19 protein-coding genes and 1 pseudogene are annotated in these 16,403 nt (G+C 64.7%); 12 read left to right on the top strand and 8 right to left on the bottom strand.

The annotated features are described in order from the left end of the window. Positions 1-72: 72 nt before the first annotated feature. Complete coding sequence (locus CA606_RS09365) at positions 73-1,188, bottom strand: beta-ketoacyl-ACP synthase III (protein WP_096051376.1); 1,116 nt, start codon at positions 1,186-1,188, stop codon at positions 73-75. Between the two features lie 273 nt (positions 1,189-1,461). Between CA606_RS09365 and CA606_RS09370 the strand changes: the two genes are divergently transcribed. Next, on the top strand, positions 1,462-1,851 hold the full coding sequence (locus CA606_RS09370; protein ID WP_181242869.1) for a hypothetical protein: 390 nt from the start codon (positions 1,462-1,464) through the stop codon (positions 1,849-1,851). Then, the gene (locus tag CA606_RS09375) at positions 1,845-2,747 is read left to right on the top strand and encodes a sterol desaturase family protein (protein ID WP_096051374.1); all 903 of its coding nucleotides are present in this window, start codon (positions 1,845-1,847) and stop codon (positions 2,745-2,747) included. Before CA606_RS09370 ends, CA606_RS09375 begins: the two co-directional genes overlap by 7 nt. An 80-nt stretch (positions 2,748-2,827) precedes the next feature. On the opposite strand, the gene CA606_RS09380 is transcribed toward CA606_RS09375, so the two are convergent. The 3 genes from CA606_RS09380 to CA606_RS09390 all read right to left on the bottom strand — a co-directional run bounded on the left by CA606_RS09380 (position 2,828) and on the right by CA606_RS09390 (position 5,233). After that, a complete protein-coding gene (locus tag CA606_RS09380; protein WP_096051373.1) occupies positions 2,828-3,460 on the bottom strand; it encodes an NAD(P)H-dependent oxidoreductase in 633 nt (210 codons plus the stop codon). A 137-nt stretch (positions 3,461-3,597) separates the two neighbouring features. Continuing rightward, positions 3,598-4,626, bottom strand: coding sequence for an NUDIX hydrolase (locus CA606_RS09385; protein WP_096051372.1), 1,029 nt, complete (start codon positions 4,624-4,626; stop codon positions 3,598-3,600). Then, entirely contained in the window at positions 4,589-5,233 is a 645-nt protein-coding gene (locus tag CA606_RS09390; RefSeq protein WP_096053816.1) for a YfbR-like 5'-deoxynucleotidase, read from the bottom strand. The genes CA606_RS09385 and CA606_RS09390 overlap by 38 nt, the downstream gene beginning before the upstream one ends. Positions 5,234-5,339: 106 nt before the next feature. On the opposite strand from CA606_RS09390, the gene CA606_RS09395 reads away from it, so the two are divergent. The 3 genes and pseudogenes from CA606_RS09395 to CA606_RS20565 form a co-directional block, all read left to right on the top strand. Beyond that, positions 5,340-6,152 carry a universal stress protein gene (locus CA606_RS09395; protein WP_096051371.1) on the top strand — a complete coding sequence of 271 codons (813 nt, stop codon included), beginning with the start codon at positions 5,340-5,342 and terminating at the stop codon, positions 6,150-6,152. A 31-nt stretch (positions 6,153-6,183) separates the two neighbouring features. Further along, on the top strand, positions 6,184-6,558 hold the full coding sequence (locus CA606_RS09400; RefSeq protein ID WP_096051370.1) for a hypothetical protein: 375 nt from the start codon (positions 6,184-6,186) through the stop codon (positions 6,556-6,558). Positions 6,559-6,567: 9 nt separating this feature from the next. Beyond that, positions 6,568-6,659: pseudogene (locus CA606_RS20565) on the top strand (hypothetical protein); the annotation flags it as partial. Between the two features lie 59 nt (positions 6,660-6,718). Here the strand turns inward: CA606_RS20565 and CA606_RS09405 are convergent. The 4 genes from CA606_RS09405 to CA606_RS09420 all read right to left on the bottom strand — a co-directional run bounded on the left by CA606_RS09405 (position 6,719) and on the right by CA606_RS09420 (position 11,145). Next, the gene (locus CA606_RS09405) at positions 6,719-7,528 is read right to left on the bottom strand and encodes a hypothetical protein (protein ID WP_096051369.1); all 810 of its coding nucleotides are present in this window, start codon (positions 7,526-7,528) and stop codon (positions 6,719-6,721) included. A 99-nt stretch (positions 7,529-7,627) separates the two neighbouring features. Further along, the gene (locus tag CA606_RS09410) at positions 7,628-8,497 is read right to left on the bottom strand and encodes an AAA family ATPase (protein ID WP_096051368.1); all 870 of its coding nucleotides are present in this window, start codon (positions 8,495-8,497) and stop codon (positions 7,628-7,630) included. A gap of 107 nt (positions 8,498-8,604) precedes the next feature. After that, positions 8,605-9,186: a UDP-4-amino-4,6-dideoxy-N-acetyl-beta-L-altrosamine N-acetyltransferase gene (gene pseH / locus CA606_RS09415; protein ID WP_096051367.1), complete on the bottom strand. Its 582-nt coding sequence runs from the start codon at positions 9,184-9,186 to the stop codon at positions 8,605-8,607. Positions 9,187-9,354: 168 nt separating this feature from the next. Continuing rightward, positions 9,355-11,145 (bottom strand): tetratricopeptide repeat protein, encoded by a 1,791-nt coding sequence (locus CA606_RS09420; RefSeq protein ID WP_096051366.1) that lies wholly within the window; start codon positions 11,143-11,145, stop codon positions 9,355-9,357. Positions 11,146-11,342: 197 nt separating this feature from the next. Between CA606_RS09420 and flbT the strand changes: the two genes are divergently transcribed. The 7 genes from flbT to pseH (CA606_RS09455) all read left to right on the top strand — a co-directional run bounded on the left by flbT (position 11,343) and on the right by pseH (CA606_RS09455) (position 16,375). Then, positions 11,343-11,768 carry a flagellar biosynthesis repressor FlbT gene (gene flbT / locus CA606_RS09425; RefSeq protein ID WP_096051365.1) on the top strand — a complete coding sequence of 142 codons (426 nt, stop codon included), beginning with the start codon at positions 11,343-11,345 and terminating at the stop codon, positions 11,766-11,768. Then, positions 11,728-12,090, top strand: coding sequence for a flagellar biosynthesis regulator FlaF (gene flaF, locus CA606_RS09430; protein ID WP_096051364.1), 363 nt, complete (start codon positions 11,728-11,730; stop codon positions 12,088-12,090). The genes flbT and flaF overlap by 41 nt, the downstream gene beginning before the upstream one ends. 246 nt (positions 12,091-12,336) lie before the next feature. Next, positions 12,337-13,158, top strand: a complete 822-nt coding sequence (fljL, locus tag CA606_RS09435) for a flagellin FljL (protein WP_096051363.1) — start codon at positions 12,337-12,339, stop codon at positions 13,156-13,158. 275 nt (positions 13,159-13,433) lie between these two features. Further along, entirely contained in the window at positions 13,434-14,255 is an 822-nt protein-coding gene (fljK, locus tag CA606_RS09440) for a flagellin FljK (protein ID WP_096051362.1), read from the top strand. Positions 14,256-14,368: 113 nt separating this feature from the next. Beyond that, the gene (locus CA606_RS09445) at positions 14,369-14,737 is read left to right on the top strand and encodes a flagellar protein FlaG (RefSeq protein ID WP_096051361.1); all 369 of its coding nucleotides are present in this window, start codon (positions 14,369-14,371) and stop codon (positions 14,735-14,737) included. Between the two features lie 181 nt (positions 14,738-14,918). Further along, positions 14,919-15,752, top strand: coding sequence for a flagellin (locus CA606_RS09450; RefSeq protein ID WP_096051360.1), 834 nt, complete (start codon positions 14,919-14,921; stop codon positions 15,750-15,752). Positions 15,753-15,820: 68 nt separating this feature from the next. Then, complete coding sequence (gene pseH / locus CA606_RS09455) at positions 15,821-16,375, top strand: UDP-4-amino-4,6-dideoxy-N-acetyl-beta-L-altrosamine N-acetyltransferase (RefSeq protein WP_096051359.1); 555 nt, start codon at positions 15,821-15,823, stop codon at positions 16,373-16,375. Positions 16,376-16,403 lie beyond the last annotated feature (28 nt).

Raw genomic sequence — 16,403 nt, forward strand, 5'->3', positions numbered from 1 at the left:
TTCTATACAGGTGCGCGCGGTCCGCTAGCCTGGATGTGGCTAAAGGGACCTAGGCTTCGCCGGTGGTCCTGATCAGCGCTTGCGGACGAACACCGTGCCTGCCGAATAGCCCGCGCCGAAGCTGCAGATCAGGCCTGTCTCGCCGGCGGCGAAGTCGTCGTTGGCCGAGTGGAAGGCGATGATTGAACCGGCCGAGCTGGTGTTGGCGTACTCGTCCAGGATGATGACGTTCTCGCCCGGCGCCGGGTCGCGGCCCAGCACCTTGCGGCCGATCATCTCGTTCATGTTGATGTTGGCCTGGTGCAACCACAGGCGCTTGAGGCCGGTGGGATCCACGCCCAGGTCCTTGGCGTGCTCGACGATCATCTCGCTGACCATCGGCACCACCTCGCGGAACACCTTGCGGCCTTCCTGCACGAACAGCTTGTCCCTGGCGTCGACGCCTTCCGGCGCGGCGCGGTTCAGGAAGCCGAAGTTGTTGCGGATGTTGTTCGAGAACTGGGTCTTCAGGCGCGTGCCCACGATTTCCCAGCCGCCTTCCGCCTGGTCGGCGTCTTCGATGATCACCGCGGTGGCGACGTCGCCGAAGATGAAGTGGCTGTCGCGGTCCTTGAAGTTCAGATGGCCCGAGCAGATCTCGGGATTCACCATCAGCACCGCCTTGGCGCTGCCGCTGGTGACGAAGTCGGCGGCGGTCTTGATGCCGAAGGTCGCCGACGAGCACGCCACGTTCATATCGAAGGCGAAGCCTTCGATGCCCAGGGCCTGCTGGACCTCGATGGCCATGGCCGGGTAGGCGCGCTGCATGTTCGAGGCCGCGCAGATCACCGCGCCGATCTCCGAGACGGGCTTGCCCCAGCGGGCGATCGCCTGCTTGGCCGCTTCGACGGCGATTTCGGCCAGGACCGACAGCTCTTCGTTCGGACGCTCGGGAATGATCGGACGCATCAGGTCGGGGTCGATGATGCCGTCCTTGTTGACGACGAAACGCGACTTGATGCCCGAGGCCTTTTCGATGAACTCGGGCGAGGAGGGGGGCAGGGCGACGACGTCGCCGGCCGCGATGGCCTCCGCGTTCGCGGCGTTGAAGCGCTCGACGAAGGTGTTGAAGGCCTCGACCAGTTCGGCGTTCGAGATGCTGTGAGGCGGGGTGTACAGCCCCGTGGCGGCGATGACGGCTTGCGGCAAGACGACGGTCCCGATGATGCGCGCGGACCTCGCTCTGTTGGGAGGCGGGTCCGCGTTCTGACACTTGTTTGAAGGCGTAGATAGCACGGTTGGCGGCCTCGTCACCCTCCTCGAACATCTGGCCGGCCATCACCGTCCGGCAGGCTTGGCCAGGATCAGGCGGAGGACCACGCGGTTGCGCCCCTTCGGGCGCGTCTTGGACTTTCGTGGCTTGACGACGATCACCCGGTCGTCAATCTGAACGATAATAAGTTACGGGGGGATGCGTCGGTCTTGGACAAGGCGCTGTTGATTCAATTGGGCGGCTCTGTTGTCGCCGTGGCGCTGTTGGTGGCGTTCGTGCGCTGGCTGGGCGTGGCGCGCGCCACACCGCCGCTGGACGCCCAGGCGGCCAAGGCGCTGCTGGATGTCGAGTTCCCTGATCACCGTCCCCAAGCTGCCTGGATCGCCGCCGACGGCGCCGGCCTGATCGCGCGCGACGCGGATCTGGCGCTGATCCTCTATCGGCGCGGCGACGGCTATGTGGCTCGTGACCTCCCGTGGAGCGTCGTCGCGGGGCTGAAGCCCGCCGGCGGGCGCCTGACCGTTCGCGTCTCCGACGCCCGTCCCACCTTCGCCGTCAGCGACGACGTCTGGCCGCCGAAAGAGCTCGCCAGATGCTGAAAGCCCCCTTCGATCCCGTCCAAATGGCGATCCCGTTCTTCGTGCTCGCTATCGTGCTGGAGATCCTGCTCGGCCGCTTTGGCAAGGCCAAGGCCAACTACGAGACCCGCGACACCGCCATGTCGCTCAGCATGGGCCTGGGGAGCACCATCGCCGGCGTGCTGTTCGGCGGCGTGATCTTCGCGGCGACGGTCTGGGTCTATGAGCATCGGCTGTTCACGATCCCGATGACCGCCGTCTGGGCCTGGGTGGCGGTATTTTTCCTGGAGGACCTGACCTACTACTGGTTCCACCGCATCGCTCATGAGCGTCGGTTCTGGTGGGCCAGCCACGTCAACCACCACACCTCGACCCACTACAACCTGTCGACCGCGCTACGTCAGACCTGGACCGGCGGTGTGGCCGGCACCTGGCTGCTGTGGCTGCCGCTGGTGTTTTTCGGCTTCCCGCCGGCGATGGTGGCCATCCAGAAGGGGATCAGCCTCGTCTACCAGTTCTGGATCCACACCGAGGCGGTGGGGCGCATGCCGCGCTGGTTCGAAGCGGTCTTCAACACGCCCTCGCATCACCGCGTCCACCACGCCCGCAACCCGCGCTATCTGGACGCCAACTACGCGGGCATCCTGATCATCTGGGACCGCATGTTCGGCACCTTCATCCCCGAGGTCGACGAGGAGCCTTGCCGCTATGGCACGGTGAAGAACCTCGGCAATTTCAACTTGCTGCACAACGTCTTCCACGAGTGGGTCGGCATCGCCAAGGACGTCGCCGGCTCGAAGTCGCCGAAGGAGGCGCTAGGCTATGTGTTTGGCCCGCCCGGCTGGAGCCCCGACGGCTCACGAGAGACCTCGCACACGCTGAAGGCCAAGTGGCGGGCGCGGGTGGAGGCGGAGTAGCGGCGCGGCCGCCAGAGAGCGACCCCGCCCTAGCGGAGCCCAGCAGGGCCTGGGCGCCTGCCGAGCTCCACCGATCCAGGTTACTTCACCTCGGTGACAAACTGGTCGCGCGGGCGACGGACCTTCTGCAGGTTCACCAGCCAGTCGCCCTCGACCTGGCGGTAGCCCAGCGGCGCGATCGTCACCGAGCGCAGGCCGCGCTCGCGGAGGCCGAGGATCTCGTCCAGAGCCTTGGGATCGAAGCCTTCCATCGGGGTCGCGTCGACACCCTCGAAGGCCGCTTGGGCCAAGGCGAGGCCGAACGCGATGTAGGCCTGGCGCGCAGCGTGCTCAAAGTTTGTCTCGGGGGCGCGCTGCGGATACGTTGACAGAAGCATCTGGCGATAGTTTTCCCAGCCTTCGTTCCGGAAGCCACGAACCTCGTTGACGAGGTCGAACATGTGGTTGATCCGCTCGGCGGTGTAGTTGTCCCAGGCCGCGAAGACCAGCAGGTGCGAGCCGTCGGTGATCGGGCTTTGGTTCCAGCCGATGGCCTTGATCTTCTCGCGGACCTCGGCGTTGGTGACGACAATGATCTCGAAGGGCTGCAGGCCACTGGAGGTCGGCGCCAGTCGCGCGGCTTCCACGATCCGCTCGACCTTATCCTCGGAGACGACCTTGGTCGGATCCATCTTTTTGGTGGCGTAGCGCCAGTTCAGTTTTTCAAGCAGCACAGGAAACCCTCTTTTGATCCGCGCGCAGCGGTGAGAGCTCGGATGTGGCGTCACGGATCGAAATCGCAACCGATGCGGTTTCAAAAAAGTGACGCATTCGGTGCATTGGCCAGGCACCTGCGCCATTGGCGGCGACGCTACTCCCGCAACAACGGCAGCGACAGCCCCGTCGCCTGCCGCGTCGCCAGCATCTCGCGGCGGAAGCGGAATAGCTCGGCCGGGCGGCCGCCGGTTTCGGCGTCCATGCGGCCTAGGCCTTCGACCAGCTCCTCGCGCTCGACCACGCGGCGGAAGTTCTGCTTGTGCAGCGGCACCCCGGCGATGGCCTCGACCGTGCGCTGCAGGGTCGAGAGGGTGAACTCCTCGGGGGTCAATTCGAACACCACCGGACGGTATTTGATCTTGCCGCGCAGGCGCGACAGGCCCGTGGCGAGAATACGCCGGTGGTCTGAGATCATCGGCTCGCCCAGCGCCGCTGACAGCGCCGCCGGTTCGGCGGGGTCCTGACCGTCGGCGCGGGCGCGGTCGCGGGCGGCTTCGGGGGCCAGGCCCGCCTCATAGAGCAGCTCATAGCGCTCCAGAACCCGCTCCTCGTTCCAGGGCGCGCCGTCCAGGGCGAAGGCCAGGCGCGCGCGCGACCACTTGGCCGTGTCGTCGGCGGCCCAGCGCTTGAGGGCCGGGGCGATGGCGTCGTCGAGCAAAGCGGGGCGGCCGGCGCGCCAGTCTTCCCAAGGGAAGAACCGGGTCCACGGGGCCCAGGCGGTGTCGGGAGCGTCGGTGTCGACCGCCTTGGGCGTCAGGCCCAGGTAGCCGACCGAGACAACGCGCGCCGCGCCGGCCCCGACCTCGGCGCGGGGGGCGTCGCGGCCCTTGTCGCCGAAGGTGTAGAGCTGCTCGACATAGCCCAGTTGGAAGCGGGTCTGGGCGGTCACGAAGGCCCGCAGGCCCAGCTCGAAGGTGCGGTGGGCCTCGGGATCGAACGGGCCGAACGGCAGGCCCGACAGCGGCGAGGCGATGTCGGTGATGGCGTCGTGCGGCCGCACGGTCAGCACCACGGCTTCGCCGTCGCGGATCGCGACGACCACCGCTGACAGACCGATGACGACCGCCGTGTTCATCGCGCTCCGCTCACTCGGTTTCGAACGCCGCGTCGGGGGCGGACTCATAGCCCGCCGCGCGCGACAGCACATGGAAGCGCTGTACATAGCGCGCCTGGGCCTCGAAGGGCGCCAGCGGCGTGATCTGCAGCTCGTAACCCGCCGGCGGCGCGCCGAAGATCGTCAGGGACTCGGCGTGCTCGAAGCCGGCCAGTTGGGTGGCCTCGAAGAAGGCGCAGGCGCGGTCGGCCTGCTTGATCAGCTTCTTGATCGGGGCGGGGGTCTTCACAGGCAGGCCGAAACGGATGTGGATCGCGTCCTCCAGCCGGGCCTCGAAATCCTTGTAGCTGACGCCCAGCGCCGCCTTGAACGGGCTGATCATGTCGCCGATCACGTATTCACTGGCGTCATGCAGCAGCGCCGCCAGCCGCCACTTGGGCTCCAGGTCGGGCTTGATGTGCGCGGCGATCTCCTCGACCACAAGGCTGTGCTGAGCGACCGAGAAGCCGTGATCGCCCACGGTCTGCCCGTTCCAGCGCGCCACGCGCGCCAGGCCATGGGCGATGTCCTCGATCTCGATGTCCATCGGCGACGGGTCGAGCAGGTCGAGCCGACGTCCGGAGAGCATTCTTTGCCATGCGCGGGGCGGTCCGCCCCTTTGCAGCCCTTTGGCCACGCGTTCGTTCCTTGTGATGAAGTCGGTTGACTGGCGCATCGGTTGCGAAAGATCAATGAGCGCTTCGCCGTCATCTGTGGAAATGCCCTCGAAAGGGAGTTCGATCATGAGTTGGGCGAGAATTATGGTTCCGCTGGCCGGAACCCCGAACGACCAAGGTGTTCTAACCGCCGCCGCGGCGCTCGCGGCCGCGTTCGACGCAGAACTGGCCTGCGTACATGCCCCCGCTGACATGGCTGACCTGATGCCCTGGATGGGCGAAGGCTTCATGGGAGGCGTGCAGGTCACAGCGCTGGAAAGCTTGAAGGAAGCCGCCCAGGAGGGGGCCAAGGCGGTCGGCAAGTTGGCCGCTGATCTCGGCTATGGCCGCACCCGCGTCATCAGCCTGGACTCGCCGGTCTGGGCCGGTCTGGCGATGGAGGGCCGGTTGTCGGACGTCATCGTGTTCGACGACGCCGCCGCGCGCGGGAAGGGGCCCTTGGCCGAGTCCTTCCAGCAGCTGGTCGCCGACGAGCAGAGACCCATCCTGGTGGCCCGTCCGGGCTTCAGGGCCGATGGCGTCGCCCTGGTCGCCTGGGATGGCGGCAAGGAGGCCAGCCGCGCGGTGCGCACAGCGCTGCCCCTGTTGGAAAAGGCCAGCGCCGTGGTGGTGGCGGGAGCGCCGGCCGCGTCGTCGCGCGCCTTCGAGCTGGATCGTCTGGTCGAGTTCCTCGCCGCGCGCGGGGTCAAGGCCAGTGTGCGCGCGCTCGAGGGAAGCGGTGACGCCGGCTCGCTTCTGCTCGGCGCGGCCAAGGAGGTGAACGCGAACCTCCTGGTGGCCGGCGCGTTCGGTCACCCGAGGCTGCAGGAGTTCATCTTCGGGGGCACCACCCGCACGCTGCTCAACAGCGACGGCCCCTCGCTGTTCCTGTCGCACTAGGCCACTGAAATTATAAAAGAAAGGGAGGCTTATGTCTCTTTCCCGGATCGTCATGCGCCTGGCGCGCAATCCTGGCACCGAGTTCGCGGGCGGCGATGATCATCGCGGCTACTCCCTGACCGCGCCGCTCACCGAGGACGGCCATATCGACGAGGGCGCTTACGCCAAGGTCAAGGCGTCCTGCAGCGTGCGTCGTTTCGCGCCGGACGAGGACGCGGTCGACGGTCGCCTTAACAAGCGCGGCCAGCGCTGGTTCTTCGACTATGACGCCGCCGACACGGCGGATGACGAGCCGCTGCATCGCCTGGGCGAGCACCGGTTCGCGCTCGGCGAATACGTCACCGTCACGGACGAAGACGGCCGTCCGCTGACCTACAAGGTGATGGAAGTGACGCCGATCCAATAGGCGCGGGAAATCCTCATCCTTCGACAAGCTCAGGATGAGGAGTTTCTGCGAACCGAGACGTCATTGGCCCTCGCCCTGAGCTTGTCGAAGGGCGAGGGCGAGGGCGGACCGCCAGGGGGCCGATGGGGCCCCTTCGGCGATCCTTGCGCTTTGCGCTGGTTCAGCCGCCGACGTTGTGGCGAACCAGCGCCTTCATGTCCTTGAACAGGTCATGGTCGTCGGTGTTGCGGTTCTTGGCCTTGACCACGGCCACGGCCAGCGGTCCGCCCTTGGGGCCGCGGGCTTCATAGCCGGCCACGCGATAGCCGTTCGGCGCCTTGTCATTGGCGAGGATCAGCGTCGAGCGCACGGCGTCGCCACCCTTCAAGGCGCGGATTTCAGCGCCGTTGTCGTTGGCCCTGATGGTGACGTCGCCTTCGGGCTCGCCTTCGGTGCTGACATTCACCGAGGCTTGGCCGCCGTCGCTCTTGATGTTGACGTTCTTGTTGACCTTCACCTCGGCGGTCCCGCCATCGCTGTTGATGGTCAGGTGACCGATCCGGATGTCGGCGGTGTCGCCGTGAGCGTCGATATTGATGCCAGGCAGGTGGATGCTGGTCTTGTTCTTGCCGTCCTTGGACTTAGGCGGCTTGGGAGAGGCCGGCGGCGTCGGAATGACGCCCTTCAGTTCGGCCTCGATAGGAGCAAGGGCCGCCTCGGCGTCGCCGCCGTTGAGGCGAATGAGCCGCAGATCGACCGTGGCCTCGCTCGACGTGTACGAGCACGACTGCCCGTCTGCGGCGGCGCTGATCCGGGTCAGTCCCCCTTGGCGGTCAGGGCAGTCCAGGCGCTCGATCGCGCGGACGGGGTCTCTGCCGAGGCGTCGTTCGGCGCGCGGCTCCTTGTCGGACGCGGCAGGCTGACAAGCGGTCAAGGCGGTCGCGCCCACGCCGATCAACAGCGTCGCAACCAGCCACTTCGAATGACGCATGGTGTTCCCTTGGCCTACCCCTGATGGGCGGGAAGGTGGGCGCACGTCTGACGCGCGTCCAGTGAAATCCCGGTAACGGCCGTTTGGTCGCAGGCCGCTCTACTGGCCCGGACGCGCGCCCGATCCTTCGCGACGGGCGAGGAACGCCAGACGTTCGAACAGATGGACGTCCTGCTCGTTCTTGAGCAGCGCGCCGTGCAGCGGCGGGATCAGCTTGGTGGGATCCTTCTCGCGCAGGACCTGATCGTCGATATCCTCGACCAGCAGCAGCTTCAGCCAGTCCAGCAACTCAGACGTCGAGGGCTTCTTCTTCAGGCCCGGCACCTTGCGCATGTCGTAGAAGATGCGCAGCGCCTCGGCGACCAGCTTCTGCTTGATGCCCGGGAAGTGGACATCGACGATGGCCTGCATCGTCTCGGCTTCCGGGAAGCGGATATAGTGGAAGAAGCAGCGGCGCAGGAACGCGTCCGGCAGCTCCTTTTCGTTGTTCGAGGTGATGATCATCACCGGCCGCACCTTGGCCTTGATGGTCTCGCCGGTCTCGTAGACGAAGAACTCCATGCGATCGAGCTCCTGCAGGAGGTCGTTCGGGAACTCGATGTCGGCCTTGTCGATCTCGTCGATCAGCAGCACGGGGCGCTGCTCGCTTTCGAACGCCTCCCAGAGCTTGCCCTTCTTGATGTAGTTCTTGACGTCCTTGACGCGCTCGTCGCCCAGCTGGCTGTCGCGCAGGCGGGTGACGGCGTCGTACTCGTAGAGGCCTTGCTGGGCCTTGGTCGTCGACTTGATGTGCCAGGTGATCAGCGGCGCGCCCATCGCCTTAGCGACCTCATAGGCCAGCACGGTCTTGCCCGTACCGGGCTCGCCCTTGATCAGAAGCGGGCGCTCGAGCGCCACGGCGGCGTTGACCGCGACCTTAAGGTCATCGGTGGCCACATAGTCGGAAGTGCCTTCGAAGCGCTGGCTCATGCCTATCTCCGCCGGAATCAGATCCGGTTCGAACAGTTGTTCAAATTCAGCGGATCAAACTACCGGCGCTTACGCGCTTGGCAAGGGTGTCGATAGGGAAGGTGTCGTCAGGCGGCTTGTCGGGCCGTCGGCGGGATCGCGTAGCCCTTGGCGCGCAGGCGCTCGGCCATGGCGTCGCGTCGGATGTCCCAGTCGCTGGCCAGAAGCCCCAGGCCGACTACATCGACCTCATGGCCCTGCTTCATGACGTGCTGGCGGAACAGCGCCTCACGCTGGAAGCCGTACAGTTCATGCAGCCGCCAGACCCGCTCGTTCGAGACCAGCACCTCGCACCAGAGCTTGTTCAGGTGCAGTTGGCCAAACACGTATTCGATGATCTGGAACTCGACGAACGATCCGACGCCCAGACCCCGGACCTTTGGACTGGCCAGATAGTAGGCCCAGGCGCAGCGACGGTGGACGAGATCGATATCGGCCAGATTGGCCAGACCCATCGGTTGGCCGTCGACCTCGATGATCCAGTAGCGTCGACGCGGATCGTGCCGCGCCACATCGAACCAGTGATCGTGCTCCCCGTGACCGATCTTGTGGTCGGAGTACATATGGGCCGAGACGTCCGGGCTGTTACGCCAGGCCAGAAGTCTCTCGCGATCGCCCTCCGCGACGTCGCGCAGCTGCACCGTCACCATGTCCCTCACTCCGGACCATCGCGCCATCGGCGGCTCGTCCAACGTCTGGGCCGAGAACACGCCGCCTTCAGGCGCGGTTGTGGAACCGTTGGGACGACCTCCCAACGTTGCTCCAGTCTGTCCTGCTAGACGGCGTTGGCTTTGATCCGTCTCAAGCGAGACCGGCGATCAGGGTGCGGTGAAATCGCGCAGGGCTTCGGCCACGCGGCCCATGGTCGGCTCCCAGACGCCGTACTGCTCGGTGACGAAGCAGCGCACGCTCGGGTACCAGGGGTAATAGTCCGTCCCAAGGCGCGTCCAGGACGAGGCCCCGGTCAGCATGAAGATCGGCGTGCCCACCGCGCCGGCCAGGTTGATCGTGGCGTTCGAGAAGCCGATGACCAGATCGACGGCCGCGCACAGCGCCGCGACGTCGTCGAGATCGGCCTTCAGGTCGATCCCTTCAGGCTGCCAGATTTCGACGCCCAGTTCCTCTTTGGCGAAGGCGATTTCTTCGTCGCAGTCGCCATACTGCAGGTTTACGAACACCGCGCCCGGCGTCTGCAGCACGGGCTCCCAAAGATGGAACGGCGAGAACTGTCGAGCGCGCTCGGCGTTGAGCTTCAGGCTCTTCCACAGCAGGCCGACCTTGGGGCCGGGGCCCGCCTTCTCGAGCTCCGCCTTCCAATGCGCGACGCGTGCGGGGTCAGGTTGCAGGAAGGCCTGGCGCTTGGGGAACGCTTCGGCGGAGGGGCGCAGGTTCGGCAGGAAGTCGCCGATCGCCGCCCAATAGTCGAAACGATCCCAGTCCTCGATGTAGGGCGCGGCCCGGAACACGCGACCTTCATAGGCGATCGTGCGGTGAGCCGTGACCTCGACGTTCGGGAACGAGCGCTCGAAAAGCGGCGCCAGGCGACGTTCGACCGCCAGGGACAGGAACCCATCGGGTCCAATCGCCTCGACGATATCGGGCAGCATGTTGGCGAACATCACTTCATCGCCGAGACCCTGCTCGGTGGTGATCATCAAGGACTTGCCCTTGAGGTCCTGCCCTGACCAGCGCGTACCGGGAATCTGGAACCGTGGCGCGTCGGTGAGAGCCGGCGAGAAGCGCGACTCATAGGCCTCCCAGCCCTCGGCGACGCGGCCCAGCGCCAGCAAGATCGTGGCGCGGGCGAACTGCATCATCGCCAGATCTTCCGGCGAGCCCGGATTGCGCATCGCCGATTCGCAATCGGCCAGCGCGCCTTCGATCTCGCCAAGGTCCAGCTTGGCGAAGGCGCGGTTGTGGTAGGCCTTGGCGAAATCGGGCGCCAGGCGCAGGGCCTCATCGAAGAACACGATCGAACCGGCGGCGTCACCGATGTTGCAGAGCACGGTGCCCAGCGTATTCCACAGCGCCGTCGCCCCCGGGTTGGCGCCGAGGGCGGCCTTGAGGACTTCGATCGCTTCGCCTTCGCGGTTCAGTTCGCGCAAGGCGCAGGCCAGGTTGTTGGCGCCCTCGACGTCTTCGGGCCGGGCCAGGCGGTAGTGGGCGAAGAACTTGGCGGCCAGCTCGGGCATGTTCATGCGGAACGCAAGCCGGCCCAGGTCGCCGGCGACGGGACCGTGGTCCGCCAGCAGGGCCAGCGCCGCTTCGTAGGCCTTTAGCGAGGACGCGAAGTCACCGGTCTTCTCGCGCGCGATCGCCACGATGTGCCAGGCCAGGCCCAGTCGCTCGTCTTTTTCGAGAAGCTTCAGGGCCAACTTGTCGGCCTTGGCGTAATCCTGCAGCTGGACAGCCTGGATCGCGCGCGCCAACGCCTTGGCGTTGTCGACGTTCTTGGTGTCCTGCGCCGCGCGGTTCAGGCGATCCAGCGCTTCGGCGGACGCCGAATCGCCCATCGCGTTGGCGATCACGCTGGGATGGATGCCCGACGCGCCGACATCGGCTTGTGCGAGGACGCTTGCCGAGGATTCCAGGGCGCTTTTACGTGACATGGCTGAGGTCTCAGACTTTGCTGTTAACCATGTTTTGAGGCGCTATGCTTAACTGAGTCCTAAGCTGCGTCTTACGGTCGCAAGGGCGGTCGTTCGGGGCGGCAAGATGGCGTTAACATGTGTTCGCCTAGCTTGCGTCCAAGCCGTCGTCTCGACGGATCAGGGCTCGCAGCGTCAACGAAAGGGAGCGGCATTAAGTGCCTTTGAAGCTGTCGCTGAAGCCTGGAGAAAAGTTCGTTCTCAACGGCGCCGTCGTTCAGAACGGAGACCGGCGCGGTGTGCTGGTGCTCCAAAACAAGGCCTCCGTCCTTCGCGAGAAGGACATCATGCAGCCGGATCAGGTGACGACGCCCGCGCGTCACATCTACTTCCCGGTGATGATGATGTATCTCGACGAGATCGGCGCCGAGAAGTTTTACGAGGAATTCGCCACGCGCCTTAACGAATTTATGGGTGTTGTGCGTAACCCTGTGGTCCTTCAGGACTGCATCGCCATCTCGAAGCACGTGATGGCGCGAGAATACTACAAGGCTCTGATGTTGAGCCGGAAGCTTATCGAGTACGAAGACGAGAGGTTGGGGCATGTCTCTTCGGGCGTATCAGCAGGCGGCGACGCGGGCTGAGAATCCCCGTGAAATGGAGTACCGCCTGTTCGGGCAGGTGACGCGCGCCCTGATGGACGCGTCGCAGGCCCCGGCGGACGACATCGCCACGCGGATCGATGCGCTGGACTGGAACCGCAAGGTCTGGTCCGCGCTCGCGACCGATTGCTCGCTTCCCGAGAACCAGCTTCCGATGGAACTGCGGGCCAGCATTATTTCGCTGAGCCTTTGGGTTGGTCGTCACTCCAGCGCGGTGATGCGCAAGGAGGAGGACTTTGAGCCCCTCATCGAGATCAACCGGATGATCATGCAAGGGTTGGCGGGTCGCGCAGACGCTGCCTGATTCTTGATTTCGGCAAGACTGAAGGTCTTGCCTAGCGCCTCTGGAAAAAGCTGCCGCCCGGCGAATCTTGCATTCGCCGGGCGGTTTTGTTTTCGGCGCTTCGGCGAAAAAATATGAATAAAAACAAATAGATGATTTGGCATCGCGTTCTGGCCTGAGTTGGCCCGCCGCTTGCGATGGTTCGCGCGGGCAAAACGCCAGCCCGGCAATACGCCGGAAAAATCCCACCAAAACGGTAGGTATCAAATGCTGAACTCGATCAACACCAATCCTGGTGCGCTGCTGGCGCTCCAGAACCTGAATTCAACTAACACGGAGCTCGCCGCCACTCAGGGCCGTATCAACACCGGCAAGAAGGTCGCTAACGCCAAGGACAACGGCGCGATCTGGTCGATGGCCAAGATGCAGAGCGCGACCGCGTCATCGTTGAACTCCGTGAAGGACTCCCTCCAACGCGGTCAGTCGACGATCGATGTGGCGCTCGCTGCAGGGGACACCATCACCGATCTGCTCACGAAGATGAAGGAAAAGGCCCTGGCCGCTTCCGACACCTCGCTGAACACCGCCTCGTTCAACGCGCTCAAGGCGGACTTCGAGTCTCTTCGCGACCAACTTGAAAAGGCCGCGACGAACGCGAAGTTCAACGGCGTCAGCCTCGCTGACGGCAGCACCACGAAGTTGGACTTCCTCGCTAACGAGGATGGCAGCAACTTCACGGTGACTGCGCAGACCCTGTCCCTCACGGGCATCGGTCTGACCGCGACCTCGACCTTCACCGACGCCGCTACGGCCAAGACCATGATCGCGACGATCACGACTTCGTTGCAGACGGCCACGAACAAGCTGTCGTCTCTCGGTACGTCCTCTGTCGGTCTGGATACTCACCTGACCTTCGTGGGCAAGCTGCAAGACAGCCTGGACGCCGGTGTCGGCAACCTGGTCGATGCGGATCTGGCCAAGGAAAGCGCCAAGCTCCAGTCGCTGCAAACCAAGCAGCAGCTGGGTGTTCAGGCTCTTTCGATCGCCAACCAGACGCCGCAGACGATCCTGTCGCTGTTCAAGGGGTGATCCCGATACGCCGGACGGCCGTCAAAAGCCGTCCGGCGCCTCTTTCCTGCTGGGTGCGCAGATAGTGCCCGGCAACAATTTCCCATGGCGAAGGCTCCCGGCAGAAATTGCCGGGAGCCTTCGTCGTTAATGGAACTATAACGCATATTTTTCAGTGATTTAGCGCGGCGTTGCCGGTGGGCAGAATTGGCCCGGCAATTGCTACAGGTCCTTCCGAGCAAAATGCTCCCGGCAGCCAAAATGGCGTCGGACACCTTGAAAAGGACTCTTTCGTTATGGCGCTGAACAGCATCAATACGAACGCGGGCGCTCTGATCGCCCTGCAAAACCTGAACACGACCAACACCGAGCTGACCACCGTCCAGCAGCGCATCAATACCGGCAAGAAGATTGCCAGCGCGAAGGACAACGGCGCCATCTGGGCGACCGCCAAGAACCAGTCGGCCACCGCCAACAGCATGAACGCCGTGAAGGACTCGCTGCAACGCGGCCAGTCGACGATCGACGTCGCGCTCGCCGCCGGCGACACCATCACCGACCTGCTCGGCAAGATGAAGGAAAAGGCTCTGGCCGCTTCCGACACCTCGCTGAACACCGCTTCGTTCAACGCCCTGAAGTCGGACTTCGACTCGCTGCGCGACCAGATCGAAAAGGCCGCGACGAACGCCAAGTTCAACGGCGTCAGCATCGCTGACGGCACGACCACCAAGCTGACCTTCCTGGCCAACTCGGACGGCACCGGCTTCACCGTCAACGCCAAGACCATTTCGCTCGCCGGCATTGGTCTGACCACGACCTCGACCTTCACGACGGCCGCCGCCGCCAAGACGATGATCGGCACGATCGACACCGCTCTGCAGACGGCGACCAACAAGCTGGCCTCGCTGGGCACCAGCTCGGTCGGTCTCGACACCCACCTGACCTTCGTCGGCAAGCTGCAAGACAGCCTGGACGCTGGTGTGGGCAACCTGGTGGACGCCGACCTCGCCAAGGAAAGCGCCAAGCTGCAGTCGCTGCAAACCAAGCAGCAGCTGGGCGTCCAGGCGCTGTCGATCGCGAACCAGTCTTCGTCCTCGATCCTGAGCCTGTTCCGTTAAGGGGCAGGGACGGGGGCGGGCCATCCGGCTCGCCCCCGCCTTCTCCGGTTCGGTTGCTGGACTATCCTCAACAGAAAAGGAGGGCCGACCGATAAAACGTCGGCGTTTAAGAAATGGAACCTAAAGCCGCACTGTCGGCCATCAGAGACTTTATTGCCCCTGTCGCGCCGTCGAACGCCCCGGAAGTCTCCGAGGGCGCAAAAGTCGTTGTGGATCAGTCCGCGAAAGCCGGAGAGGTCGAGACGTCGCTCAAGGCTGAGCGCGCCGCGGCGGCCGAGGTCGAAAAGCCGGTCGATGATGGGCCGCAGCCGGGTGACCTTCGCTTGGTGATTGAGCACGACGACGCATCAGGCGCCTTTGTCTACAAGACGGTTGATCGCCGTACGGGTGAGACGCTTCAGCAGTTCCCCCGCGAAGAGGTCCTGAAGATGCGTGATGGCCCTGACTACGAGACGGGCGACGTTTTTGACGGCCAGGCCTGAGATCGGCTGACAATCACCGGCCATGCCGGCGTGCGGCCGCCTGTCACAGGCGTAAACAGACATGGTTTATAAGCGTTAACCATAATCTTACTTTCTGAGACCATCTTGGGCGGCGATTAGATCGCTCGCCGAATCGCGCGCGATCGCAACCAACGGCAAAATCGCCGATCGGAGGCCGCGCATGGCGCTTAGCGTCAACACGAACCAGCCCGCGCTGATCGCGCTGCAAAATCTCAACCGCACCAACGACGACATGCAGTCGGTGCAGACCCGTATCAACACGGGTGAGGCCATTTCGACCGCCAAGGACAACGCGGCCGTCTGGTCGATCGCTCAGGCGCAGCGCGCCGACATGAGCGCCCTGAGCGCCGTGAAGATGAGCCTGGATCGCGCGACATCGATCGCTGACGTGGCGCTCGCGGCGGGGGAGTCCGTTTCGGATCTGCTCAAGCTGATGCGCGAAAAGGTCGTGGCCGCCAAGGATACCTCGCTGACCACCACCTCTCGCCAAGCCCTCAACGCCGACTTCCAGGGCCTGGTCAAGAACCTCAATCAGGTGATCAGCAGCGCGACGTTCGACGGCGCCAACCTGCTCAATGGCAGCCAGGCCGCCGACATGGCGTTCCTCGCCGACGCGGATGCTGGCCAATCGATCACCCTGGCCCTGCAGAACCTGTCGCTGGGCGGCACGATCAATACGCTGACGGCCACGGACGACATCCTGACGACCACGACCGCCGCCGACGTGCTGACGCGCCTGGACGCGACCCTCAGCGCGGTGAACCAGGCCGTGGGCAATATTGGCACCCAGGCCAAGCAGATTGACGCCCACAACACCTTCGTCGCCAAGCTGACCGACGTGCTGGAAACCGGGGTCGGAAACCTCGTCGACGCCGACCTCGCCAAGGAAAGCGCGCGCCTCCAGGCGCTGCAGGTCAAGCAGCAGCTGGGCGCCCAGGCCCTTTCGATCGCCAATAGCGCGCCTGAGATCATCCTGTCCCTGTTCAAGGGCTAGTAGAGCTAGGTCCCGCCGCGCCCAGGGGCTAAGCTGCCGCTGGGCGAACCGGGGATTCGGCTACGAGCATGATCGAACTGCGCGACTTGTTGGACGAGGACGAGGCGATCCTCTTTCAGTGGCGGTCCGAACCCGAGGTCGACCGCTGGATGTCCGACGCCGATCTTCCCAGCCGCGAAGCGCATGCTGCCTGGTTTCAGGCGCTGCGCAGCGACCCTGATATGCGCGGCTGGATGATCACCCGGGGCGGAGCCCCGATGGGTCTGCTGACGCTGACCGGGCTGACCAGTCACCATCGTCGCGCGAGCTGGAACTGGTTCCTCGGTTCGGCGGAGGCGCGGGGCAGGGGCGTTGGTCGCGCCGCCCAGGTGCTGGGCCTGGATCACGCCTTCCAGGAGCTGGGCCTGCACAAGGTCTTCGCCGAGGTCATGGCCGACAATGACGCGGCCCTGAAGGCGCAATCAGCCGCCGGTTTCCGCCGCGAAGGCTACCTCCGCGGTCACGTGCTGAAGGACGGCCTGCCACGGGACGTCGTGCTGCTTAGCATCCTGGCCTCGGAGTGGTCGGAACTGCGCGAGGCGGCCCGTCGGGCCCTTTCCGACGCAAACCTTATCGCGGCTTAAGCTGAAGTCTTAACGAGTCGTCAGCGAT

Source organism: Caulobacter vibrioides (assembly GCF_002310375.3).
Lineage (GTDB): Bacteria > Pseudomonadota > Alphaproteobacteria > Caulobacterales > Caulobacteraceae > Caulobacter > Caulobacter vibrioides_D.